24 protein-coding genes and 1 tRNA gene are annotated in these 23,700 nt (G+C 73.7%); 3 read left to right on the top strand and 22 right to left on the bottom strand.

The window, feature by feature from the left end:
* Positions 1-18: 18 nt before the first annotated feature.
* Positions 19-531, bottom strand: a complete 513-nt coding sequence (locus ACFPM7_RS08995) for a cupin domain-containing protein (protein ID WP_378245860.1) — start codon at positions 529-531, stop codon at positions 19-21.
* Positions 532-604: 73 nt separating this feature from the next.
* Here ACFPM7_RS08995 and ACFPM7_RS08990 point away from each other — a divergent pair, with 73 nt between their 5' ends.
* Positions 605-973, top strand: a complete 369-nt coding sequence (locus ACFPM7_RS08990) for a hypothetical protein (RefSeq protein ID WP_378245858.1) — start codon at positions 605-607, stop codon at positions 971-973.
* Here ACFPM7_RS08990 and ACFPM7_RS08985 read toward each other — a convergent pair.
* From ACFPM7_RS08985 to ACFPM7_RS08925, 13 genes are all read right to left on the bottom strand, one after another.
* On the bottom strand, positions 913-1,758 hold the full coding sequence (locus ACFPM7_RS08985; protein ID WP_378245856.1) for an alpha/beta fold hydrolase: 846 nt from the start codon (positions 1,756-1,758) through the stop codon (positions 913-915). The genes ACFPM7_RS08990 and ACFPM7_RS08985 overlap by 61 nt on opposite strands.
* 10 nt (positions 1,759-1,768) lie before the next feature.
* A complete protein-coding gene (locus ACFPM7_RS08980) occupies positions 1,769-2,797 on the bottom strand; it encodes a PDR/VanB family oxidoreductase (RefSeq protein WP_378245854.1) in 1,029 nt (342 codons plus the stop codon).
* On the bottom strand, positions 2,794-3,651 hold the full coding sequence (locus tag ACFPM7_RS08975; RefSeq protein WP_378245852.1) for a metal-dependent hydrolase: 858 nt from the start codon (positions 3,649-3,651) through the stop codon (positions 2,794-2,796). The genes ACFPM7_RS08980 and ACFPM7_RS08975 overlap by 4 nt, the downstream gene beginning before the upstream one ends.
* 11 nt (positions 3,652-3,662) lie before the next feature.
* Positions 3,663-5,432, bottom strand: a complete 1,770-nt coding sequence (locus ACFPM7_RS08970; protein ID WP_378245850.1) for an SDR family oxidoreductase — start codon at positions 5,430-5,432, stop codon at positions 3,663-3,665.
* A 116-nt stretch (positions 5,433-5,548) separates the two neighbouring features.
* Positions 5,549-6,307: a MerR family transcriptional regulator gene (locus ACFPM7_RS08965; protein WP_378245848.1), complete on the bottom strand. Its 759-nt coding sequence runs from the start codon at positions 6,305-6,307 to the stop codon at positions 5,549-5,551.
* A gap of 239 nt (positions 6,308-6,546) precedes the next feature.
* Positions 6,547-6,623, bottom strand: a tRNA-Leu gene (locus ACFPM7_RS08960).
* Positions 6,624-6,711: 88 nt separating this feature from the next.
* Positions 6,712-8,037, bottom strand: a complete 1,326-nt coding sequence (locus ACFPM7_RS08955) for an NAD(P)/FAD-dependent oxidoreductase (RefSeq protein WP_378245846.1) — start codon at positions 8,035-8,037, stop codon at positions 6,712-6,714.
* A gap of 133 nt (positions 8,038-8,170) precedes the next feature.
* Positions 8,171-8,683, bottom strand: a complete 513-nt coding sequence (locus ACFPM7_RS08950; protein ID WP_378245844.1) for a hypothetical protein — start codon at positions 8,681-8,683, stop codon at positions 8,171-8,173.
* Positions 8,680-10,017 (bottom strand): DUF58 domain-containing protein, encoded by a 1,338-nt coding sequence (locus ACFPM7_RS08945; RefSeq protein WP_378245842.1) that lies wholly within the window; start codon positions 10,015-10,017, stop codon positions 8,680-8,682. The genes ACFPM7_RS08950 and ACFPM7_RS08945 overlap by 4 nt, the downstream gene beginning before the upstream one ends.
* Positions 10,014-11,003 (bottom strand): AAA family ATPase, encoded by a 990-nt coding sequence (locus ACFPM7_RS08940; RefSeq protein WP_378245840.1) that lies wholly within the window; start codon positions 11,001-11,003, stop codon positions 10,014-10,016. Before ACFPM7_RS08940 ends, ACFPM7_RS08945 begins: the two co-directional genes overlap by 4 nt.
* A gap of 23 nt (positions 11,004-11,026) precedes the next feature.
* Positions 11,027-11,485 (bottom strand): hypothetical protein, encoded by a 459-nt coding sequence (locus ACFPM7_RS08935; RefSeq protein WP_378245838.1) that lies wholly within the window; start codon positions 11,483-11,485, stop codon positions 11,027-11,029.
* Positions 11,482-12,177 (bottom strand): DUF4129 domain-containing protein, encoded by a 696-nt coding sequence (locus ACFPM7_RS08930; protein ID WP_378245836.1) that lies wholly within the window; start codon positions 12,175-12,177, stop codon positions 11,482-11,484. Before ACFPM7_RS08930 ends, ACFPM7_RS08935 begins: the two co-directional genes overlap by 4 nt.
* A 54-nt stretch (positions 12,178-12,231) precedes the next feature.
* Positions 12,232-12,450 (bottom strand): DUF397 domain-containing protein, encoded by a 219-nt coding sequence (locus ACFPM7_RS08925; RefSeq protein WP_378245834.1) that lies wholly within the window; start codon positions 12,448-12,450, stop codon positions 12,232-12,234.
* Positions 12,451-12,745: 295 nt separating this feature from the next.
* Here ACFPM7_RS08925 and ACFPM7_RS08920 point away from each other — a divergent pair, with 295 nt between their 5' ends.
* Positions 12,746-13,630, top strand: coding sequence for a helix-turn-helix domain-containing protein (locus tag ACFPM7_RS08920; protein WP_378245832.1), 885 nt, complete (start codon positions 12,746-12,748; stop codon positions 13,628-13,630).
* An 18-nt stretch (positions 13,631-13,648) separates the two neighbouring features.
* On the opposite strand, the gene ACFPM7_RS08915 is transcribed toward ACFPM7_RS08920, so the two are convergent.
* Together ACFPM7_RS08915 and ACFPM7_RS08910 are read right to left on the bottom strand one after the other, a co-directional pair.
* The gene (locus ACFPM7_RS08915; RefSeq protein WP_378245830.1) at positions 13,649-13,900 is read right to left on the bottom strand and encodes a hypothetical protein; all 252 of its coding nucleotides are present in this window, start codon (positions 13,898-13,900) and stop codon (positions 13,649-13,651) included.
* 116 nt (positions 13,901-14,016) lie between these two features.
* A complete protein-coding gene (locus tag ACFPM7_RS08910) occupies positions 14,017-14,721 on the bottom strand; it encodes a uracil-DNA glycosylase (RefSeq protein WP_378245828.1) in 705 nt (234 codons plus the stop codon).
* Between the two features lie 42 nt (positions 14,722-14,763).
* Here ACFPM7_RS08910 and ACFPM7_RS08905 point away from each other — a divergent pair, with 42 nt between their 5' ends.
* Entirely contained in the window at positions 14,764-16,251 is a 1,488-nt protein-coding gene (locus ACFPM7_RS08905; RefSeq protein ID WP_378245826.1) for a S10 family peptidase, read from the top strand.
* A gap of 606 nt (positions 16,252-16,857) precedes the next feature.
* Here the strand turns inward: ACFPM7_RS08905 and ACFPM7_RS08900 are convergent.
* The 6 genes from ACFPM7_RS08900 to eno all read right to left on the bottom strand — a co-directional run bounded on the left by ACFPM7_RS08900 (position 16,858) and on the right by eno (position 23,566).
* Entirely contained in the window at positions 16,858-18,534 is a 1,677-nt protein-coding gene (locus ACFPM7_RS08900; protein WP_378245824.1) for a S8 family serine peptidase, read from the bottom strand.
* Between the two features lie 137 nt (positions 18,535-18,671).
* A complete protein-coding gene (locus ACFPM7_RS08895; RefSeq protein WP_378245821.1) occupies positions 18,672-19,625 on the bottom strand; it encodes a Ppx/GppA phosphatase family protein in 954 nt (317 codons plus the stop codon).
* 221 nt (positions 19,626-19,846) lie between these two features.
* Complete coding sequence (locus ACFPM7_RS08890) at positions 19,847-21,112, bottom strand: lytic transglycosylase domain-containing protein (protein WP_378245819.1); 1,266 nt, start codon at positions 21,110-21,112, stop codon at positions 19,847-19,849.
* Positions 21,113-21,355: 243 nt separating this feature from the next.
* Complete coding sequence (locus tag ACFPM7_RS08885) at positions 21,356-21,835, bottom strand: DUF501 domain-containing protein (protein ID WP_378245817.1); 480 nt, start codon at positions 21,833-21,835, stop codon at positions 21,356-21,358.
* Positions 21,832-22,278, bottom strand: a complete 447-nt coding sequence (locus tag ACFPM7_RS08880) for an FtsB family cell division protein (protein WP_378245815.1) — start codon at positions 22,276-22,278, stop codon at positions 21,832-21,834. The genes ACFPM7_RS08885 and ACFPM7_RS08880 overlap by 4 nt, the downstream gene beginning before the upstream one ends.
* Before the next feature lies 1 nt (position 22,279).
* The gene (gene eno, locus ACFPM7_RS08875) at positions 22,280-23,566 is read right to left on the bottom strand and encodes a phosphopyruvate hydratase (protein WP_378245813.1); all 1,287 of its coding nucleotides are present in this window, start codon (positions 23,564-23,566) and stop codon (positions 22,280-22,282) included.
* Between the last annotated feature and the right edge of the window lie 134 nt (positions 23,567-23,700).

Raw genomic sequence — 23,700 nt, 5'->3', positions numbered from 1 at the left:
CGGGTGGGGCCCGCTCGCCTAGACGACGTACTGGTCGTGGCGGGCCCACAGCTCTTTCCACTCCTCCGGCGAGAGCTGTAGCCCGGAGTCGGCGACCTCGGCCAGCTCCTGGAAGTAGCGCTCCCTCGGCGAGCCCGGCGAGAACAGGATCAGCATGTCGGCGGGCTCGTCGGAGTCGTTGCGGAAGGCGTGCACCCCGCCCTCGGGGACGAACAGGAAGTCCCCGGCGGTCGCGTCGACCCACTTGTCTCCGTTGAACAGCCGCACGGTGCCGTCGACGACGTAGAAGGACTCCGAGAACGTCCGGTGGAAGTGCGCGGCGGGCCCGCCCGCGTGCGGCGCCATCTCCCAGCGGAACAGCCCGAAGCGCCCGTCGGTGACCTCCCCCGGCGCGACGAAGCTGGACGTCGTCGCGGGCCGCACCAGCTTCTCGACGCTGTCTGCGGGCCGGTAGACGGCGCTGACCTCGCCGGTGTCGCCGAGGAACGGGTTCGGGTTGTCGGCCGCGGAGTGCGTTCCGAGGTAGGACATGGGACCCCCTGTGCGTGGAAAGCTCACATTCTGCACCTCGGAACGCCCGCTCCCGGGACTAGACTTCCGGCGCGTGCGCACCCTGATGGCGTGGCTGCTCGGTCTCGCGGGCCTGGCGGCGGTCGGCTACGGCACGTTCCGGCCGTGGCACGACGGCCGCGCGGCGACCGAACTGCCGATCGCGGACCTGTTCTCCGGCATCCACCCCGACCCCTCCGCCCTGCTCGCCTCGATGGCGGTGCCGCTGCTGCTGGGCGGGCTCATCGCCCTCATCGGCCTGCTGCTGTCGGCCACGGCGCTGCGCGCGGGCGCGGCCGTGCTGCTGCTGGCCGTGCTGGCCTGGCTGTTCCAGTACGGCGGGATCGACGGGCTCCAGGTGGGCTACTGGAACACCGCGTTCGGCACGCTGCTGGTGCTGGTGTCGGCGGCCGTCAAGCCCTGACGGCAGGTGGACAGGATCACCTCGGCGACCGCGGCCGGGTCGTCGCCCATCGGGACGTGCCCGCAGCCGGGCAGCGGGACGTGGCGGGCCGAGGGCAGGATCTGCGCGCAGCGGCGGGCCTGGCGCGGCCACAGGATGCGGTCGCGCGAGCCCCACGCGATCGTCGTGGGCACGGCGGGCTCGGGGCTCATGAAGTAGTAGTCGCGCCCGCCCGCGGCGACGACGGCGTCGAAGCCGGGCGCGGCGGCCATCGCGGCCATGTCGGCGAGCATGATCTCCGCGGTCAGCCAGGACGTCTTGCCGAACAGCAGGCTGCCACCCGCGAACCGGGCCGCCCTGCGGCTGAACAGCGCCTGGTGCACGGCCGGGCCGAGCCGGGCGACGCGGCGGATTCCGGAGAGCGCCTGGATGGCGTAGGCGCGGTCGCGGGCGGTCCAGAACCCTGCCGGTGACAGCGCGGTGACCGAGCGGACCAGGTCGCGGGAGGCCAGTTCCAGGGCGAGCATGCCGCCCAGGGAGTTGCCCGCGATGTGCGGGCGGTCCAGGCCGAGGTCGTCGAACACCTCGGCCAGCGCCGCCACCGCGCCGGGCACGGTGTACGGGCGATCCACCGGCAGCATCGGGGACGCGCCGAAGCCGAACAGGTCGACGGAGTACACCTCGTGGCGCTCGGCGAGGCGGTCGATCACCGGCTCCCAGGCCTGCCAGCGGTGGCCGATCCCGTGCAGCAGCACCAGGGGCTCGCCCGCGCCGCGCCGGTCGTAGCTGACCTCGATCCTCGTCATCGCTTTCCCCTCACACGTCCAGCACGACGCGGCCGTCGGCCCGCGACACGCACACCAGCATCGAGTCCTCTTCGGATGGTCGGCGGCCCCGGTGCTCCACGCTCCCGGAGAGCACCCCGACCCGGCAGGTCCCGCAGAACCCCTGCCTGCACGAGTAGGCGAGGTCCGGCCGGGCCCGCCGCAGCGCGGCCAGCGCCGTCTCATCGGCCGCCACGGGCACGACCGGCCCGCCACGACCCAGTTGCAGCTCGAAGGGCCTGCCGTCGAGCACCGGCGGCGGCGAGAACCGCTCGACGTGCAGCGGTCCCGACCACGCCGCCTTCACGGTCTCGATCATCGGCACCGGTCCGCAGCAGTAGACCGCCGCCCCGTCGGGGACCCCGGCCAGCAGCGCGTCGGCGGTGGGCGGGCCGTGCTCGTCGTCGGCCAGGACGGTGACCCGACCGGCTTCCAGCGAGGCCACTTCGCCGAGGAACGGCATGGCCGCCCTCGTCCGTCCTGTGTAGACAAGACGCCAGTCGCGGGCGGCGGCCCGCGCCATCGGCAGGATCGGCGTGATGCCGATGCCCCCGGCGATGAACACGCACGGTCCCGTGCCCAGGAACGGGAAGGCGTTGCGCGGCCCGCGCAGCACCAGCCTCGTGCCCACGACCAGCCCGTGCGCCTCGGCCGAGCCCGCGCCGACCCGGCGCACCGCGATCCGGTAGGAGCGCCGCTCGCGCGGGTCGCCGCACAGCGAGTACTGGCGCAGCGTCCCCGACGGCAGCAGCACGTCGACGTGACAGCCGGGCCGCCAGGCGGGCAGCGCCGACCCGGCGGGGTCGGCCAGCACCAGGCTCACCACGCCGTCCGCCTCGGCGGTGACCGCGCGCACCTCGACGGCGAGGTCGCGGTCGACGGCGCGCACCGGCGGCTGCCCGCGCGTCCCGCGCGCCGAGAGCCCCCGGTAGGCCGCCACGACCGGGACGAGGGCGCGGAACAGCCGGTCCGGCCGGGCGCGGCCGTAGAGGTCGGGCGGCGGGGGGAGCACGGCGGTCACGACGCGGCCCGGGCCGCGGGTGAGGACGCCAGGTAGGCCACGGCCTTGGCGGTGTCGCCCTCCTGGCTCGGGTGGTAGCCGCGCGGCAGGTAGCGCCACACCGCGGGCAGCAGCTGCCCGGGGCTCGGCAGGCGGCCCGCGCGGGCGGCGCGCAGGTAGTCGCGCCAGCGCGGCCTGCCCGGCCGGGTCGGGTCGTGGGCCATCAGCCAGCGGGTCGAGCGGACGAACAGCCAGCCCAGCACCGGCGCGACGACCAGCATGGTGCGGATGCGGCGCGGGTAGCGGCCGTCGAGGTGCATGTAGAGGTCGTAGGCGACGCTGCGGTGCTCGACCTCCTCGGCGCCGTGCCAGCGCAGCAGGTCCAGCATGGTCGGGTCGGCGCCCGCATCGTCCAGGGCCGTCGAGTCGAGCACCCACTGGCCCAGCACGGCGGTGAAGTGCTCGATCGCCGCGACCACCGACAGCCGTTCCAGCAGCCACTGGTGGCGCTTGGCCGGGGTGCCGTCGCGGTCGGCGAGCAGCGCGCGGAACAGCCACTCGATCTGGGCGGTGAACCGCGCCGGGTCGACGCCGAGCGCGGCGAGGTGGGCGGCGGCGCCGTCGTGGGCGTCGGCGTGCACGGCCTCCTGGCCGATGAAGCCCAGCACCTCCTCGCGCAGCTTCGCGTCCTGGATGTGCGGCAGCGCCTGGCCGAACACCCGCACGAACCAGCGCTCCCCCTCGGGCAGCACCAGGTGCAGGGTGTTCATGGCGTGCGTGGTCACCGGGTCGCCGGGCACCCAGTGCAGCGGCACGCCCGCCCAGTCGAAGCGCACGTCGCGGGCCTGCAGGACCAGACTCTCCTCGGGGGTCATCGCGGCCTCCGTCACCGGGTCACGTCCAGGCGGGCGATGCGGCGCATCAGGCCCGGGGCCAGCCGGGAGGCGACCCTGGCCAGCCGCGCCTCCGGCGTCACCGGAAGCACCGCGACGCCGGTGCGCACCGCGCGCAGGATCTCGGCGGCGACCTTCTCCGGCCCGTAGCCGCGCCTGGCGTAGGCGGCCGTGGCCTTGCGGCGCAGCCGGTCCTCCTCGGCGGCGCCGGTCCCGGCGAAGCGGGTGCTGCCGGTGATGCCGGTGGCCACGATCCCCGGGCACACGGCGGTCACCGCGACGCCCTTGTCGGCCAGCTCGGCGCGCAGGCAGTCGGAGAGCATCAGCACCGCGGCCTTGCTCGACGCGTACGCCGAGAGGGTCCGGCTGGGCGTGTACGCCGCGGCCGAGCTGATGTTGACGATGTGCCCGCCCTCGCCGGACTCGGCCATCAGCGCGCCGAAGGAGCGGCAGCCGTGCACGACGCCGAGCAGGTTGACGTCGACGACCCGCCGCCAGTCCTCGGCGGTGGTGTCCAGGAAGCTGCCCGCCAGGCCGATGCCCGCGTTGTTGACGACGATGTCGGGCACCCCGTGCTCGGCGGCGACCTCCTCGGCGAAGGCGGCCATCGCCGCCTCGTCGGCCACGTCGACGGCATAGGGGTAGGCGGCCGGACCGATCTCGGCGGCCGAGCGCTTGGCGGCGACGGCGTCGATGTCGGCGACGACGACCTCGGCGCCCGCGGCGGCAAACGCTTGCGCGGTGGCCTTCCCGATGCCGCCGCCCGCCCCGGTGACCACGGCCAGCGCGCCGGTGAAGCCGGTCGCGCCCGCCCTGGCGCGCTGTAGGCCACGGGTGGAGGGCCTGCCGCCGACGTGCTCGACGAACTCCTCGACCATGCGGGCGACGACGTCCGGGTGCGAGACCGGCACCCAGTGCCCGGCGACGACCGGCCGCCGCCACAGCCGCTCGACCCAGCGCTCCAGGTCCTCGGCCAGCGCCGGGGTGACGAAGCGGTCGCGGGTCGGCACGAGCACCTGCACCGGCACCGCGGTCGGCCGGGGCCGCGGCCTGCCGAAGCGGGTCAGGAAGTTGGCCCGGTACAGCCGCACCCCGCGGGCGGCGTCGCGGCCGATGGTGGCGACCGGGTGCCCGGCCACCGGGGGCACGCCCTCGATCCTCTCCAGCAGCGCCGACCAGCGCGGGCCGATCAGCGTCCGCCAGGCCAGAGCGGGCAGCACGGGGATGTGGAAGGCGTAGATGTACCAGGAGTGCGCGAGCTGGCTGAGCACCGCGCGCAGGTTGGCCGGGGTGGGCCGGGCGAGCCTGCGGCGCATCCAGTGCGCGACGTGGTCCAGGCACGGGCCGGAGATCGAGGTGAAGGAGGCGATGCTCGCGCGCGCGGCGGGGTCGGTCACCGCCTCCCACGCCTGGATGGAGCCCCAGTCGTGGGCCACGACGTGCGCGGGCCCGTCGGCGACGGCGTCGAGCACGGCGAAGAGGTCCTCGGCGAGGCGTTCGGTGCGGTAGGCGGCGATGGCCCGGGGCGCGCTGGAGGCGCCCGCGCCGCGCACGTCGTAGCGCACGACGTGGTAGTCCTCGGCCAGCCGGTCGGCGACGCCGTCCCACATGCGGTGCGTGTCCGGGTAGCCGTGGACCAGCAGGACCGTCGGCGCGGCCGGGTCGCCCTGCTCGACGACGGCCAGCTCCACCTCGCCGGAGCGGACCGTCCTCGGCCTGGCGGCCAGGTGCCGGGCCGGGAAGCGCAGCGGTTCGGTGGCCATCGGCGACTCCTGGGCGTCGGGTCACCGCCCGCGGGCGGATGAAGACCGTGTTACCTGCCAATGGCGAACGTTACAACGGACATTGTCACGGTACAAGGGCGGCGCCGCGCCGGGGGTCAGGCCCGAGGCCCGTCGCCTCTTTTCGCCTTCTCCACGATCGCGACCAGCCGGTCGCCCATGACCTGCGGGATCACCCGCTGCGCCGAGCGGTCCACCGCGGCCGACAGCGCCGACATGACCAGCGGGTGCAGGCGGGAGAGGACGTCGGCGAAGTGCGGCAGCTCCTCGCCGCTGGGCAGCCAGTCCGGCCCCTTGGGGTCGAGCACGTACTGGCGGACCAGGCCGACCAGCAGGCCGGTGATCCGGTCGGTCTCGCGCTGCAGCTCCGCGGCCAGGGTCAGCGCCTCGGCCAGCGGGACACCCAGGGTGACCAGCTCGCGGCCCGCGTCGAGCAGCTTGGGGCTGGGCGCGACGAAGTGCGCGCCGCGGCGCTCCAGCACATGCAGCTCCAGGGCCCGGCGCACGGTCGCCGGGGTGATCTGGGAGCCGAACATGCGCACCAGGTCGGCCATGCGCACCACGGCGGGCTGCTCGTGCGACCACGCCGCGCCGGTCGCCTCCTCCAGGCCCAGCACGTCGGCCAGCGAGTGCCCGGCCTGCCAGGCGTCGAGCATCTCCTTGATCTGGGCGAAGGCGTAGCCGCGCTCCAGCATGGCCAGGATCAGCCGCAGCCGGGACAGGTGGGCGTCGCTGTAGATCGCGGTGCGGCCGCGGCGGACAGGCGGCTGCAGCAGCTCGCGGTCCTGGTAGACGCGCACGTTGCGCACCGAGGTGCCCGCCGCCCTGGCTAGGTCATCGATCCGGTACTCCGCCACCCCCGCAGCTTAGAGTGCCGGTCCGACTGCCGGGCGTTCGTCCACACCGGACACCGGCCAGCGCCTGCCTACTGCTGAGTCGGTTCCGAAAAGGACCAACAGACCTGCGCGGTTGGCGATCGACACACCAGAGCCGCCCGACGGCGGAAACCCTTGTGTAGCCGCCGGATGACACTCCGTTGACACAGCACTGCGTCAGCCCCGCCACAGCGCTGACGCAGGGTCGACACGCCGCTGATTGGTGCCCCCGACCGGATTCGAACCGGCACTACACCCCTTTTAAGGGGGCTGCCTCTGCCTGTTGGGCTACGGGGGCAGCCGCAGCCTAAGGCGCGATAGCGCAGCTCGGGATGGGTTTCCGCGGTTTCCCTCCGGCTGGCCCAGTCGCTTTGGACCGTTTGCCGTCAGCCCTTGGACACCCGAGCGAACTCCGCCTTCGGGTCGTTGATCTGACCCATGGAGATGACCTCGCGCCGGAAAAGGCCGCCCGTTAACCAGTCCAGGGTGATGCGGACCTTGCGGTTGAACGTCGGCATGGCCTTGACATGGTACGCGCGGTGCATCGACCAGGCGATGAAGCCCTTGGCCTTGAAGTTCATGATGTCGCCGACGCCCTGGTGCAGACCGAGGCTGGCCACCGAGCCGAGGTTCTTGTGGTAGTAGTCCTTGGGCTCGTTGCCGCGCAGCGCCGTGACGATGTTCTTGGCCAGCAGCCGAGCCTGGCGAACAGCGTTCTGGGCGTTCGGGGCGCAGATGGCCGTCGGGTCCTCCGGGGTGCGCGAGAGGTCGGGCACCGCGGCGCAGTCGCCCGCCGTCCAGGCGTCGGTCAGCCCCTCGACGCGCATCGACGCGCTCGCGCGCAGCCTGCCCTGCTTGGTCAGCGGGAGGTCGGAGTTGGCGAGCACCGGGTTGGACTTGACGCCTGCCGTCCACACGATGGTGTCGCTGTCGAACTCGGTGCCGTCGGAGAGCACGACGTGCCCGTCCTCGAACGACTTGGCGAGAGTGGACAGGTAGACCTCGATGCCGCGCTTCTCCAACTGCATCACGGTGTAGACGCCCAGGCTCTCGCGCACCTCGGGCAGCACCCGCCCGGCCGCCTCGACCAGCACGAAGCGCAGGTCGTCGGCGGAGATGTTCTTGTAGTACTGGGTGGCGAAGCGGGCCATGTCCTCCAGCTCGCCGAGCGCCTCGATGCCCGCGAAGCCGCCGCCGACGAAGGTGAAGGTCAGCAGCTTGCGGCGCAGGTCGGGGTCGAGCGTGCTGTCGGCCTGATCCAGTTTGGTCAGCACGTGGTTGCGCAGGTAGATGGCCTCGCCGATGGTCTTGAACGAGACGCCGTGCTCGGCCAGGCCGGGGATGGGCAGCAGCCGGGCGACCGAGCCGAGCGCCACGACCAGCACGTCGTAGCCCAGCTCCTCCTGGTGCCCGTCGCCCGCCTCGATGGTGACGACCTTGCGCGCGTGCTCGACCTTGGTGGCGCGGGCGGTGATCACGTGGCAGCGCTTGAGCGTGCGGCGCAGCGGCACGACCACGTGCCGCGGCTCGATCGCGCCCGCCGCGGCCTCGGGCAGGAACGGCTGGTAGGTCATGTGCGGCTGCGGGTCGATGACCGTCACCGACGCCTCGCCGGAGCGCAGCTTCCGCTGTAGCCCCAGCGCCGTGTACAGCCCGACGTATCCACCACCGAGGATCAGGATCCTGGTGGGCTCCGCCTTCGTTCGCGCCATACCTCAATGGTGGCACCGACCGGGGGCGCCCGCGAGGCGCCCCCACCTTGGTGTGACCGGTGTCGCGCCGCTGTTTTCGCAGGTGTGACGGGGATCGCGGCGCGGGGCGGGGCGGACGGGGGTCGGCGGCCGGTCAGCTACGGGATCGTTCAAGCAGGATCACGGCGAGTGCCATCGCGGCGCTGGAGAGTAGTGCGACGAACTCCACTCCCGGGGCGGTGCGGCCCGCGGGCAGGAAGCTCGCGCCGACGGCCATCAGCCCGACGGCGAGCTGGATCGCCGCGGCCCGGCGCAGCGGCGCGCGGAAGGCGGCCGGGCTGACCCTGGCTCCCGCGGGGAGCACGGCGGCGAACCCGCAAGCCAGGTGCAGGGCGTGCGCCAGCGGGACGAGCACAAGCACCGCCGCGGAGAACGGCTCCGGCGCACTGAGCGCCGCGGACGACGCCGCCAGCACGATCAGCACCAGCGGCACCGGCGAGGCGGGCAGCAGCGGGCACAGCAGCGCGAGCACCGCGGCGATCCCGTAGACGGGCGCGGGCGCGCCCGCCAGCACCAGGTCGGCGGTGATGGCCGCGCCAAGGAGTCCGACCGCCGCGCGCAGCCACAGCGCGCTGACCCCGCGACCGACCTCCAGCGCGTCGTTCACCGGCGCCTCCGCAGCCTGCGCAGGGCGTCGACCACGACGGGACCGGACCACCCGAGCACCGCGATCCCCTCGCCGCGCAGCGCTGCCGCCCTGGCCCGGTGCTCGGCCAGCACGATGCGGCGCACGACCGCGCCCCACTCGGTGTCGGGGTCGGCGACGAGGTCGGCGGGCAGCACGTCCACGGCGACCACGGCGACCCCGCGGTGGGCGGCGCGCACCAGGCAGTCGACCACCGCGTCGTCCAGCAGCGGGGTCAGGGCGATGACGACCGAGCCCGCGGGCGCCTGCCGGGGCAGCAGCACCGGCCGGGGCGCCCAGCCCGCCGAGCGGGAGCAGGCGACCAGCTGGTGGCGCAGGCGCAGCAGCTGGCGGCGGCCGACCCCCGGGGACAGGCCCAGCTGCGGGCGCCCGATGTCGATGAGCCCGACCCGGTCGCCCTGGCGCAGGTAGCCCGCGGCCAGCGCGACCGCGGCGCGCACCGCGGTGTCCAGGCTGCCGCCCGGGCGCACCGCGACGCCGTCGGCCGGAGTGGACCACTCGGCGATCTCGCGGCCGACGTCGACGCGCGAGTCCACGGCGAGCAGCAGGTCGGCGTCGGCCTCGGCGTGGTGCTCGCGCACGTGCGGCGTGCCGAGCGGCAGGCCGGTGGCCGCGCCCGCGCGCAGGGTGGCGCGCCAGTCGACGCGGCGGACCCGGTCGCCGGGCTGGAACGGGCGCACGGCCCGGTGCTCGGTGCCCTCGCCCGGCCTGCGGGCGCGGTGCACGCCGACGAGCCCGGCGGCGCGCGGGGGCAGCGGCCCGGGGCGCACCGGCTCGGCGGTGGGCAGCACGGTGCGCCTGCCCTCCGGTCCGGTGACCGGGCCGCTGATGAGCAGCGCGTCACGGCTCGCGGCCAGGTGGTCGGGGCGGACGTCGACGCCCTCCCCCCAGGCGTCCCAGCGCAGCCGCGTGGCGTAGCCGGGTGCGCTCGGCAGCAGGTGCACCGGCCCGGGACCGCGCGCGTCGGGCGCCGGCAGCCGCACCGCCATCACCTCCACACCGGGATCGGCCTCGACCTGGACGGTCAGCGGGCCGGAGTCGCCGGTCTCGACCGCGCGCGGCAGCCTGCCCGCGCGCACCTCGGGCACCCTGCCGGGCGGCACGGCCAGCGCGACCACGGTGCCCAGCAGCAGCGGCGCGCCCACGAGCACCAGGTCCACCCGGTGCAGCAGCACCCCGCCCGCGACGAGCCCGACTCCACCGAGCGCACCGCGCGCCAGTGCGTCGGTGCGCCGCCAGCCCGAGGTGCGCACCGCCTTGCGCGCGGTGATCCAGTCCAGGACCCGGTTGCTCATCGGCTGCTGGGCGGGCCCGGCACCGAGCCCAGCAGGCCGCTCACCACCTGCTCGGCGGTGACCCCGGAGCTCCAGGTCTCCGCGCGCAGGGTGAGCCGGTGGGCCAGCGCGGCGACGGCGCACTCCTTGACGTCCTCGGGCAGCACGAAATCGCGCCCGTCGAGCACGGCGAGCGCGCGGGCGACGAGCACCAGCGCCTGCGAGCCGCGCGGCGACGCGCCGACCTCGACGGCGGGGTGCGCGCGGGTGGCGCGGGCCAGGTCGACGCAGTAGCGCAGGACGTCCTCGTCGACCGGGACGCGCTCGACCCCGGCTTGCAGCGCCAGCAGCTCGCCCGCGCCGATGACGGGGGCGAACTCGGCGTCCTCGCGCTGCCGGGCCAGCCTGCGGCGCAGCACCTCGACCTCGTCGTCGGCGGGCGGGTAGCCGATGTCGACGCGCAGCAGGAACCGGTCGAGCTGGGCCTCGGGCAGCGGGTAGGTGCCCTCGTACTCCACCGGGTTCGCGGTGGCCAGCACGTGGAAGGGGCGCGGCAGGGCGAAGGTGCGGCCCTCGACGGTGACCTGCCGCTCCTGCATGGCCTCCAGCAGCGCCGACTGCGTCTTCGGCGGGGTCCGGTTGATCTCGTCGGCGAGCAGCAGCCCGGTGAAGACCGGCCCGTGGCGGAAGCGGAACTCGCGCTCGACCGGGTCGAACAGGAACGAACCGGTGAGGTCGGCCGGCTGCTGGTCCGGGGTGCACTGCACGCGGGCGAAGTCGAGGCCGACGGCGGCGGCGATGCCCCGCGCCATCAGCGTCTTGCCGAGCCCGGGAACATCTTCCAGCAGCACGTGCCCGCCCGCGAGCACGGCGGCCAGCGCCAGGCGCAGCGTGCGCTCGCGCCCCACCACCACCGCGCCGATGGCCTCGCGCACCCGCGCCGCCGTGGCGGCGACGGCGGCGACGGCGGCGATGTCCGTGGCATCCGGCGTGTCCGCGATGGACACAGCTGGTTCCGGGGGCACCGGGGTCACACGTCCTCCAGTCGGTCGAGAAGGTCGGCGAGCGCCCGCGGGGTGGGCATGGCCTCGCCGGTGAGCACGGCGTGGTGCCCGCCGAGCGCGGCCCGCGCCCTCGGGTCATCCACATCGGACAGATCGGGCCAGCGCTCGCGGAGGCGGGCGGCGGCGAGGGCGCGCAGGCGGGGCCGGACCCTGGTGCGGAAGCGGTCGGGGTCGGCGGCGGCCTCGGCCAGGCGGGCGGTCAGGGTGGCGGCGCGCAGCTGGGCCGGGGCGGAGTCGGCGCTGGGCACGGCCGTCCACAGTGGTTCGAGCGCACCGGAGAAGCGGGTGCCGACGGCGGTCAGCGCGGCGACCGGGACGCCGAGGGCCACCGCCCAGAACACCGGGACACCGCCCGGCCACGCCGCGACCGCGGCCATCGCCGCGCCCGCGAGCACGGCGAGGATGACGACCTTCACCGTGCTCATCGGGGCACCGCCGCGATGGTCTCCTCGATGCGGGCCAGCGCGGCGCGGGCCGCGGCGGCGTCGGCGGCGGTGGCGACGCGGGCGAAGCGGGCGCGGTGGTAGCGGGCGCGCAGGTCGGCCAGGGCATCGGGGTCGACGGCGTGGCCCGCCAGGACGCGGGCGGTGAACTCCGAGGCCGTCTCGGCCGCCGAGCGGCGGGTGCCGCAGGAGGCGGCCGCGGCCTCCAGGACGAGCCAGGCCGAGATCACCGCGTCACCGGGCGGACCGCCCTCGCGGACGGCCTGCGCCCCGCCGCGCACGGCCGCGCGCAGCGCGGTGGCCGTGATGGCCGCGTCGTCGGCGGGCGGGTCCGCCTCGCGGTCGCGGACCGGAATGGACGGGCGCGCGCGGCGGCGCCTGCCACCGAGGCCGAAGGACACCAGCACGCCGAGCGCGCCGAGCAGGACCAGCACGCCGACCACGGCCAGCAGCAGCCCGGTGCCGATGCCGCCGATCATGTCGATGACGGAGTCCGTGTCGGCGATGCTCTCGGTCTCGCGCCGCTCAACGGGCTCGGTCTGGTCGAAGCGCCACCCGCCGCCGGGGTCCGACGGGATGGCCGATCCCCCGGCCGCGGCCACCGCGGCGACCGCGATGAGGGCGGCGACCACCAGCACGACCCGGCGTCGGGGCGGGATGCGCGGCGGCCACATGGCAGCGAGCATGCCACGGCGGCCGCGGCGGGCGGGACGTTCAGCGGCGGCCGATCACGACACCACCGCGCCCTTGACGTAGGCGACGAACCCCGCGCCGACGGCGGGGGCCATATCCAGAATCCGGCTCGGATTCTTCGAGTCGCGGATGCGGACCCGCCCGGCTGCGGCGCGCAGTTCGACGCAGTCGTTATTCACACTGCACCTGCTTCTGCGCCATTCGCTGGAGACAGCGGACACCGCTCCCCCTATCCATGGTGAGTATCGGGACATAACGCGCCGATTATTCCGGTTCTGAACTCCTGTCTGAATCCGCTGCCCGGGTGCGGACGATCGCCCGGATGCCGGAGGTGGATTCCCGGTCACTCTGCGCCACCGATCAAATCATCCGTCCGTGCGCTGGACCAATTCAGCCTCGCCGAGAGGTGAAAGCCCAGGCAGCAGCGTGCTAGTTTGCCACCAGCCGTGCGGCGGTCGGCCACATGGCGACTCGCCGTCAGACGTTCAGCCGTATGGATGATCACCAGTTAGGCTGAGACCTGCTCCCCACTCAGCGGAGGACACCCCCATGGCCCGTCGAAGGCAGCCGGACCCCAAGGTGCAGCGCAGACGGCTCGGTGACACCCTGCGTGTCGAACGGGAGCGGGTCGGCATGACCCAGGCCGAGGCCGCGCGCGCGGTGGACTGGTCGCTGTCCAAGCTCCTGCGCATCGAGAACGCCTCGGTCGGCATCTCGACCTCCGACACCAGGGCCCTGCTCGCGGTGTACGGGACCGCCGACGACGTCGCCGAGGAGCTCGTCGCCGTGGCCAGGGAATCGCGACGTCCGTCCTGGTACGCCAAGTACCGCAAGGTGCTCAGCCCCGAGTACCAGACGCTGCTGTCCTACGAGGATTCCGCGATCGCGATCCGGCACGTGCACCCGTACCTGGTGCCGGGCCTGCTCCAGACCCCCGGCTACGCCCGCTCGCTGCTGGGCGCCGCGCACACCGGGGAGAAGCTCGACCAGCTCATCGCCGCCCGCGTCGACCGGCAGGCGATCCTGCACGAGGACCCCGGCCCGGAGCTGTCCTTCCTCATCGACGAGGGCGCGATGCACCGCATGATCGGCGGGCCGCAGGTCATGCGCGAGCAGCTGCGGCACCTGCGGCACCTGTCGGACCGGCGCAACATCGACATCCGGGTGATCCCGTACGAGGCGGGCGTGCACCTGGGCCTGTGGGGCCCGTTCGTGGTGATGGCGCTGGAGGGCTCCACGATCGTCTACGTGGAGAACGCGGGCGCGGACTACGTCGTGCGCGACGGTTCGCCCCGCATCGGCGAGTTCGCGGGCAGGCTGGCCGCCACCGCCGAGGTCGCCTACTCCGCGAGCCAGACCAAGGACTTCCTGGAGGACCGCATCGCGCACCTGGTGGCGAAGCCGACCGGTCCCAGGTGGTCGCGGGCCCGCTAGGCCATCGCGGCGCGCGGCTCAGGGCCGCGTGCGGCGCACGACGCGCGATGCCCTCGCCGGCGGCCTGACGGGCCGAGGCTGGCGCCTGCGCGGGGCGGGCCTGCACGGCCGCCGGGGCACCGCCACGGCGAGCAGCGGTTCGGCCACCACGGTGACGGCGAGCGCGACACCGGCCCCGACCAGCAGCGGCGGCCACATCCCGGAGTCGCTGACCCGCAGCACGACCAATGTCGAGATGACCGCCGCAATTGTCGACCAGACAACGACCACCGCTGGGCCCAATACCATTCCGGCCCGCTCACGCATCACATTGCCGATCCTCCCACAGCTCCGCCGAGGCCGCCCATTCCGGGCGGTCGGTTTTCTTCGGCTTTATTGACGGATTCTCATTTATGCCGGATTTCGGCGGCGTCGGCGGCGGTGGCCAGCACTTCTTCCACCATCGCGGGTGTGAGTTTCCCGGTGAAGGTGTTCTGCTGGCTGACGTGGTAGCAGCCGAACACGTGCAGCGGATCACCGCCGTCGTGGGCGGCGAGGGTGTGCCGCACGCCGTGGCCGAAGGCGGGCCGCGGCACCGGCACCCGCCAGAACGCCGCGAGCACCGGCAGCAGCGCCTGCCAGCCGAACGCGCCCAGCACCACCACCGCGCGCAGCGTCGGGCGCAGCAGCGCCAGCTCGGCCTCCAGCCACGGCCTGCACCGGTCGCGCTCGGCGGGCGTGGGCTTGTTCGCCGGCGGCGCGCACTTGACCGGCGCGGTGATCCGGGTGCCGTACAGCTCCAAGCCGTCATCGATGCGCGTCGAGGTCGGCTGCGAGGCCAGGCCGACGGCGTGCAGGGCGGCGTAGAGGACGTCGCCGGAGCGGTCGCCGGTGAACATGCGCCCGGTGCGGTTGGCCCCGTGCGCGGCCGGGGCCAGCCCGACGACGGCCAGCCCCGCGTCGGCGGGCCCGAAGCCGGGCACCGGCCTGCCCCAGTAGGTCTCGTCGCGGAACGCGGCGCGCTTGACCCTGGCGACCTCTTCGCGCCACTCCACCAGGCGCGGGCACGCCCGGCACCCGGCCACCCGCCGGTCGAGTTCGGCCATCGGCATAGCCGGACGCTACCCCGGCGATCACCCCGTAGGGTCGGCGACATGGCTCCCACGGACACCGCCGACGAGAAGAAGCCGGACCAGCCCGACCAGGCCAAGCCGGACCCGACCGACGACCTGGTCACCACGCAGCACGTGCTGGCGGTCGGCCGCCGCAAGCTCCGCTACACCGCCGACACCGGCCGCGTCGTGATCCGGCAGGAGGTGACCGCCGACGGGAAGTTCACCGGCCACGTGCCGAAGGCGTCGGTCTTCATGACCGCCTACACCCTCGACGACGCCGACCCGGCCACCCGCCCGGTCACCTTCGCCTTCAACGGCGGTCCCGGCTCCTCCAGCACCTGGCTGCACCTGGGCCTGTTCGGCCCGCGCCGGGTCGTCTCCGGCGACGCGGGCTCCCCCGCCGCGCCGCCCTACGAGCTGACCGACAACGCCGAATCCCTTCTTGCTCACAGCGACCTGGTCTTCATCGACCCGATGTCCACCGGCTACACCCGCCCGGTCGAGGGCGAGGGCGCCGAGGACCACCTGGGCTTCACCGGCGACATCGAGTCCGTCGGCGAGGTCATCCGGCTGTGGACGACCCGCAACGGCCGCTGGCTCTCACCGAAGTTCCTCGCCGGCGAGTCCTACGGCACCACCCGGGCGGGCGGCCTGGCCCAGCACCTGCAGCAGCGGCACGGGATGTACCTCAACGGCCTGATCCTGGTGTCCTCGGTGCTGGACTTCCGCACCCTGCGCTTCCAGGAGGGCAACGACCTCCCGTACGCGCTGTTCCTGCCGACGTACGCGGCCATCGCGCACTACCACGGCAAGCACGGCAAGCGCCGCCTCGCCGACGTCCTCGCCGAAGCCGAGGCCTTCGCCGCCCGCGACTACCCGTACGCGCTGGCGCAGGGCGCGCGGATGAGCGCCGAGGAGCGCGCCGCCGCGGTGGCCAAGACCGCCGAGCTGACCGGCCTGTCCGCCGACTACGTCGACCGCGTGGACCTGCGCATCGAGCACATGCGCTTCTTCACCGAGCTGCTGCGCTCCGAGCGCCGCACCGTCGGCCGCCTCGACGGCCGCTTCACCGGCTGGGAGGGTGACTACGGCCGGGAGCGGATGTCGGAGGACCCCGCGGGCGCGGCCATCACCGGCGCGTACACGGCGGCCATCAACCACTACCTGCGCGCGGAGCTGGAGTACACCAGCGACCTGCCGTACGAGGTCATCAGCTTCGACGCCTTCAAGGCGTGGTCGTACAAGGACTTCGAGGGCTCCCACGTCACCGTCACCGACCGCCTGTCCGCGGCGATGCGCACCAACCCGCACCTGAAGGTGCACATCGCCTCCGGTCACACCGACGGCGCCACGCCCTACTACGCCACCGAACACTCCGTCGCCCACCTGGCGATCCCGGACGAGCTGCGGGGCAACATCGAGATCAAGTACTACCCGGCGGGGCACATGATGTACGTCCACGAGCCGTCGCGGGTGCAGCAGTCCAAGGACATCGCGGCGTTCGTGAAGGCGGCCTCCGGGAGCTAGTCCGGCCGGCGCCGGGAGACCGGCGGTGGGTGGGACGTCTCGCTGGGCGGCCCCACCCACCTGCCCGCCGCGGGCCCGACAGGTCGCGGCGGGAGCGGGCCGCGTCACTCCTGCTCCGGGAAGTCCCGGGCCTTCAGCTTCGCCATGCGACCGTCCGGGTGGTGCCACACGATGCCCTCGTGGGCCGAAGGCGGCCAGGAGCCCCTTCACGCCGTCGAAGTCGCGCGGCGCGTCGAACACCGGATGCTCGCCGTGCTTGCGCAGTTCGTGCTGGCACAGCCCCTCCGGGTTCCCGTTGACCTCCGGGCTCGGCCTTGCCGGGCTTGACCTCGCGGCGCGCCCACCACCGTCCTCCATCGTCCAGCCGCACACAGGTCCCGTCCCACGTGCGCGTGGGGAGCCCCTCGCCGTCGAGCACCCACTGGCAGTCCGGGTGCACCTCGGGCAGGACCCGCTTCCGGTCGGCGGGATCGCGCTGGAACAGCGTCGGGATCTTCTTCGTCGGCTCTCCGGCTCGCTCGTAGCTGAGCCGCACTCTTCCGGCGGCGATCTCGCGGCCGGGTGCCGGCACCGCCGAGGTCGCGGCAGGCGCGGACCGGGCCACCCCTACGGCTTGCCCCGGGTGACGGCGTTCCAGGCGTCGACGATGCCGTGCCCGTGGAAGGAGTTCAGCTCCGTGGTGCCCGTGCAGGTCGCGGTGTACTCGGCGGGGCGGTCGACGTCGGCGTAGTCGACGGTGGCCGGGACCGGGCACGCCAGGGGGGCGGCGGTCGATTCCAGGATTCGGCGCACCGAGGCGGGGGGCATGCGGACGTCGTCGGGGCGGTAGGCGCCGAACTCGGCGACGATCAGGGCGGCGACGCCGGAGGCGTGCGGGGCGGCCATCGAGGTGCCCTGGAGGTATTGGTAGTAGCCGCAGGTCCCGTCGTCGCGGCAGGCCTTGCGGACGCCGAGCGCGGCGCCCTCGGTGGTGATCTCGCCGTCCGCGCCGACCGCGCCGTCGCGCACGGCGACCTCGCGCGGGTAGGCGGAGAGGATCAGGTTCTCGTTGGTGCGGTACCAGTCGGTGCCGAGCCCGTCGCGGAAGTAGCCGCCCGGCGCGGTCACCACGACGCGCTCCGCGCCGTGGTTGGCGTAGTCGGCCTTGGCCATCGTCGGACCGACGGCGGCGACGCCGATCGCGTGCTCGTTCTCGACCGGCAGCACGAAGCAGGTGTCGTTGTCGATCTCGCGGTCGTGCTCGCTGCCGGGCGGGAAGTTCGGGCTGTCGGCGTCGCGGCCGGGAGCGCCGAGGTCGGTGTGCTCGTTGCCCACGGAGACGATCATCGTGACGCCGCGGTGGTCGGCGTAGGCCATCGCGCGGCGCACCGCCCGGATCGCGATGCGCTGCTGGATGCGCTGATCAGGGGTGTCGGCGGTGCTGGATTCGCAGTGGTAGAGCCACGGGTCGATGTAGAAGCTCATGTTGAGCACATCGATCCCGGCGTCGGCGGCGTAGGTGATGCCGTCGATGACCGGCTGCAGGAAGAAGTAGCCGGAGTCCTGACCGCCGCGGATGTTCACAATGGACACATTGGGCGCGACGCCGGAGATGCCGAACCCGTCGGCGGGCGCGGCGATGGTCGCCGCGACGTGGGTGCCGTGCCCGTTCTCGTCCACGTCGGCCGGGTCGACGCAGCCGCGGGCCTCGCAGGGGCCGTCGATGGGCACGCCGTTGTCGTCGGCGGGCAGGTCGCGGGCGAAGTTGCGGGAGCGCTGCCGGTCGAAGTTCGCGGCGATGTCGGGGTGGGCGGCGTCGACCCCGGTGTCCAGGACGCCGACGCGGACGCGCTTGTCGCCGGGCTGCTCGGTGCGGGCCAGGTGGGAGCGGACCGCGGTGAGGCCCCAGAGTTCGGTGTCGAGGGGGTCCATGGCGGCTGCGCCGGGCCGGGGGTTGCGGCCCGCCCTCGCCAGGTGGTGCTCGCGCTCGACCGACCGCAGCGCCGGCGCCTTCGGCGCCTGCCCGATCGGCCTGCTCCTGGCGACGGCCTCCACCCCGGGCGTCTTGTCCACAATGGATGAAAGGTCCGCGCTGGCGGTCGCGGTGACCAGGCCTGCGGGCGCGTTGGCGCTGATCACCGTGCCGCCCGCCGCGACGACCGCGCGCACGGCGGGCCCCGGGTCGGCGCCCTCGGCCAGCAGCACGGAGTACTCCACGGGCGGCGCGGCGGCGGCGGGCAGCGCCGGGATGGCGGCGGCCACGGCCAGGACTACGGGGATCACGGCAGCGCGGGCACGCCTCACGCGGGACTCCTCGGCTCGGGGTACCGACCTTCGCAACGTGGCACGACGGCAGGTCGCCCGCCAAGTCGATCTACCCGATCGTGTGATCCGCCCCCGCCGCCAGAGGCGGTCGTGGCGTCCTCAGAAGACAGTCCGGTTCACAGCAGGGACAGGGCGATCCCGTCGAGGATGTCGTGTTCGGAGACGACGAGGTCGCTGATCGGGGTCTCGGCGAACAGGCGGTCGGCGAGGACGCGGAGGATGACGGCCCCGCCCGCGATGACGTCGACGCGGCCGGGGTGGATGACGGGGTTGGCGGCGCGCTCGTCGTGGGGGGCGCTGAGCAGGGTGGTGGCCAGGGTGGCGATGTCGGCGGGGGCGAGGCGGCTGAGGTGCACGGCGTCGGAGTCGTATTCGGGGAGGTCGAGGGCCAGTGCGCCCAGGGTGGTGACCGTGCCCGCGACGCCGACCCAGGTGCGGGCCTTGGCCACCGGGACGGCGGCGAAGGCGGGGGCGAGGGTGTCGGCGGCGAGGGCGTCGGCGGCGGCGGTCTCGGCCGGGGTGGGCGGGTCCGAGCGCAGGGCGCGCTCGGTGATGCGGACGCAGCCGATGTCGACCGAGCGCGCTGCCTCGACGGTGGCGGTGGTGCCGTCGAAGGCGCCCAGCACCAGTTCGGTCGAGCCGCCGCCGATGTCCACGACCAGGAACGGACCGTCGTCGGGGTCCAGGCCCGCGACGGCGCCGGTGAAGGACAGGCGGGCTTCCTCGTCGCCGCTGATGACCTCGGCGGGAGCGCCGAGCAGCTCGGCGGTCATGGCGAAGAACTCGTCGCGGTTGGCGGCGTCGCGGGTGGCCGATGTGGCGACCATGCGGACCTTCTCGGCGCCCTTGCGGCGCAGGATGGCGGCGTAGTCGGCGAGGGCGGCGCGGGTGCGCTCCAGCGCCTCGGGGGCGAGCACGCCGGTGGCGTCGACGCCTTGGCCGAGGCGGACGATGCGCATCTCGCGGTGGACGTCGCGCAGCCAGTGGCTGCCGTCGTCGCGGGTGGTGGCGTCGGCCACCAGGAGCCGGATGGAGTTCGTTCCGCAGTCGATCGCCGCCACACGGGTCATGGCCGCAGCTTAGTGAAACGCGGCCAGACGCGTCGGTGTCCGCGTGCGGACTGGGCCGGGGGCGGGTATCCGGCCCCCCGCCGCCAGGTTATCGAGGTGGTGGGGGCCGGCGCCGCTGGTGTTTTCGCGGGTGTGGACAACGAAGGCGTCGTGAGGTGGGGACAGCGCTGCCCCGCGACGCCGAAGCGTGGCGGGGCAGCGGTGACGTCGTGGAACCTGGCCTACGTGGCGGTGGGCGTCACCGAGATGCTGGGCGGCGGGGACGCCGACTCCGTGGTCTCGGACTCCGGGGCCGTGGGGCCGTCGGTGGGGTCCGGGGCGCAGGGGTCGTCGGCGGGTTCCGTTGTCGTGGTGGGGGTCGTCGTCTCCGCGGTCGTCGTCGGAGTCGAGGTCTCGCAGGTCGGCGACGGGGTCGTGGTGGTCGTCGTCGTGGTGGTCGTGCTGCCCCAGGACGGGTTGGGCGAGGTCGGGGCCAGGGTGGGCCTGGTCGTCGTGGGCTTCGGCGACGTGGTGCCCGTGGGCTTCGGGGTGGTCGACGCGGGGGGCTTGCTCGGCGGCTGGGTCGGGGTCACGCCGGGGGGCGGGACGACGCCGCTGTCGCCGTTCGACGGGGGGATGACCGGGACCGGGATCTGGCTGACCGGGGTCGTCGGCAGCGGGTGCACGCCCCTGGCGTAGGAGTTCGCCCAGAGGATCACCGTGCGGACGTAGCTGTCGGAGTTGTTGTAGCGGAAGATCGCCGTCGCCATCTGCCGCGGGTCCGACAGGTCCAGCCCGCCCGAGCACAGGTACTTCCCGGCGCCGAGGGCGGCGTCGAAGATGTTGTTCGGGTCGGTGAGGCCGTCGCCGTTGCCGTCGGAGGCGTAGCCCGCCCAGGTCGACGGGATGAACTGCATCGGGCCGACCGCGTGGTCCCAGACGGTGTTGCCGTCGTAGCGGCCGCCGTCGGTGTCGGCGATGGCCGCGACCGGGCCCGCGCCGTTGAGCTCCAGGCCGAGGATGCGCTTCACCGTGGTGCCGTTGGCGTCGGCTTTGCCGCCGTAGGCGTGGTTGGACTCGATGCGCCCGACGCTGGCCAGCAGCGGCCACTTCAGGTTGCAGCCGGGCGTGGTGGCCGCGAGCGTCTGCGCGGCGCGCATGTACGCGGTGAGCATGTTGCCGGGGATGCCCAGCGGGCCGACCGGGTAGCCGGTGCCGGGACCGGCGGTGAGGGCGAGCTTGTCGGGGTTGCCCGCCAGCTCCAGGATGCGCGGGCCGAGTTCGGCGTTCTCCGGCTTGGAGCCGTCGGCGCCCAGGGTCCTCGGGTCGTCCAGCTCCACGGGGGCGCTGTCCGCGGCGTAGGCGACATCGCCCGCGGTGCCGAGCCACGGCGCCGGTTCCCCGGCCACCACGGCCGGGACCAGCAGCATCGCGCCCGCCGCCGCCACCGCGCTGCGCCGCTTCCCCCGGTCGCCTCGCCGCTTGCGGTGCTGTCCGCCTCGCTTCACACCCACTTGCTCGGCCACCCCTCCGTCAAGTCCGCAAGTCCGCAAGTCCGCAAGTCCGCCACCATCAGGTGACCGCTAGCACTCTCGGCCACCTACCATGCCTCATCCGCTGCCGAGAGTCACCGAATCTCGGCAAAATCTCAGGTACGCCGCCCAAAGGGTCGGTTGCCAGTTGCCCTTTGGTCACCTGAGTTGTCATCTAACGCGCAGCTGAACACCCTGTTCCCGCCGGCCCGGGGGCCGTCACCGCGAGGCGCAGTCCCCCGTAGGCCACTCGTCGGCCAGACGGGCCAACGCCTCGTCGCCGAACGGGTTCACCCCCGTGCCCTTGGCCAGGGCGTGCGCGACGTGCACGTGCAGGCACTTGACCCGGGTCGGCATGCCGCCCGCGGTCACCTGGGTGCCCAGCGGCTCGATCGCGTCGCGCTCGGCGAGGTAGGACTCGTGCGCGGCCAGGTAGCGCGAGGACAGCGCGTCGTCCTCGGCCAGCCGGTCGGTCATCTCCTTCATCAGCCCCGTCGTCTCCAGGGTGCTCACCAGGGAGTTCAGCCGCGGGCAGGTCAGGTAGTAGAGCGTGGGGAACGGCGTGCCGTCGGGCAGGCGCGGGTCGGTCTGCACCACGCTCGGATGGCCGCCGGGGCAGCGCGCCGCGATCGCGCGGACCCCGCGCGGGGTGCGGCCGAGCTGCTCGGCGACGACGGCGATATCGGCTTCGGCGATCATCCCGCCATCTGCTCCCACAGGTTCTGGTACCACGCTTGATCGGGCACCGGCGCGGTCGGCGCCTGCTGGGCGCCGTCGCCGGGCAGTTCCACCACGTAGGGCACCTCGCCCGGCATGACGAACCGCAGCCGGGCGCGGGCCTCGGCCTTGATCTGCTCCGGGTCGGCCAGCTCGGCGCGGCGGCGCTCCAGCTCGTCGACCTCGGCGCGCAGGTCGGCCTGCTTCTGCTCCTGGATCTCCACGTCCGAGCGCTGCGACAGGTACGTGCGCAGCGGCACGGCCACGCTCAGCGCCAGCGCGCAGACCACGGTGACCAGGATCGCCGCACGCCGGGTGGTGGAGATCCCGAACGGCAGGCTCAGCTTGGCGATGCGCTGGGACAGGCCGCGGACCGTCCCGCGCGCGGACGAGCGCCGCGCGCGGGAGCGGTCCGGGCCCGCCACGTCAGGACTCCGAGGAGAAACGCGGGAAGGCGAGGTCGCCCGCGTAGCGCGCGGCGTCGCCCAGGGTCTCCTCGATGCGCAGCAGCTGGTTGTACTTGGCGACGCGCTCGCTGCGGGCCGGGGCGCCGGTCTTGATCTGGCCGACTCCGGTCGCCACCGCCAGGTCGGCGATGGTGGTGTCCTCGGTCTCGCCGGAGCGGTGGCTCATCATGCTGCGGTAGCCGTACTGGGTGGCCAGGCCGACCGCGTCGAGGGTCTCCGACAGGGTGCCGATCTGGTTGACCTTGACCAGCAGCGCGTTGGCGGCGCGGCGGGCGATGCCCTCCTCCAGCCGGTCGGGGTTGGTGACGAACAGGTCGTCGCCGACGATCTGCACGCGCTCGCCCAGCTCGGCGGTCATGCGCACCCAGCCGTCCCAGTCGTCCTCCGACAGCGGGTCCTCGATGGAGACCATCGGGTAGGCGTCGACCAGGGTGGCGTAGTAGGCCGACATCTCCTCGGCGGACTTGCGCGCGCCCTCGAAAGTGTAGGCGCCGTCGGAGAAGAACTCGGTGGCGGCGACGTCGAGGGCCAGCGCGATGTCGCGGCCGACGGTGTAGCCCGCCTTCTCGATGGCGACGACGATCAGGTCCAGCGCCTCGCGGTTGCTGCCCAGGTTCGGCGCGAAGCCGCCCTCGTCGCCCAGGCCGGTGGCCAGGCCCTTGCTCTTCAGCACGGACTTGAGCGAGTGGTAGACCTCCGCGCCCCAGCGCAGCGCCTCGCGGAAGGAGTCCGCGCCGATCGGCGCGATCATGAACTCCTGGATGTCGACGTTGCTGTCGGCGTGCGAGCCGCCGTTGAGGATGTTCAGCATCGGCACCGGCAGCACGTGCGCGTTCGGGCCGCCCAGGTAGCGGAACAGCTCCAGGCCGCTGGACTCGGCGGCGGCCTTCGCGACGGCCAGCGAGACGCCGAGGATGGCGTTGGCGCCCAGGCGGGACTTGTCCGGGGTGCCGTCGAGGTCGACCAGCTTCTGGTCGACGATGCGCTGGTCGACCGCGTCGATCCCGACCAGCTCGGGGCCGATCTCGTCCAGCACCGCGGTGACGGCCTTCTCGACGCCCTTGCCCAGGTAGCGGTTGGGGTCGCCGTCACGCAGCTCGACTGCCTCGTGCTCACCGGTCGACGCCCCGGAGGGCACGGCCGCGCGGGCCAAGGTGCCGTCGTCGAGCGCCACCTCCACCTCGACGGTGGGGTTGCCGCGGGAATCCAGGATCTCCCGTGCGCCGACCTGCTCGATGACAGCCACGTCTGCTCCTCAGAAAGCGTCCTTCGTGTCGGCACCGAGCCTAGCGGGACGCTTGTCCCGACAGTGCCTTGGCACGCTGTGACGATGTCGGGTGCGGTCGGTTGGCTCGCCGGTCACCTCAGGTTCGTCACCGT

This window comes from Actinokineospora guangxiensis (genome assembly GCF_042657845.1).
Classification (GTDB): Bacteria; Actinomycetota; Actinomycetes; order Mycobacteriales; family Pseudonocardiaceae; genus Actinokineospora; species Actinokineospora guangxiensis.
Note: the sequence above shows the minus strand (reverse complement) of the source record. Positions and strands in the feature narration are given on the sequence as shown.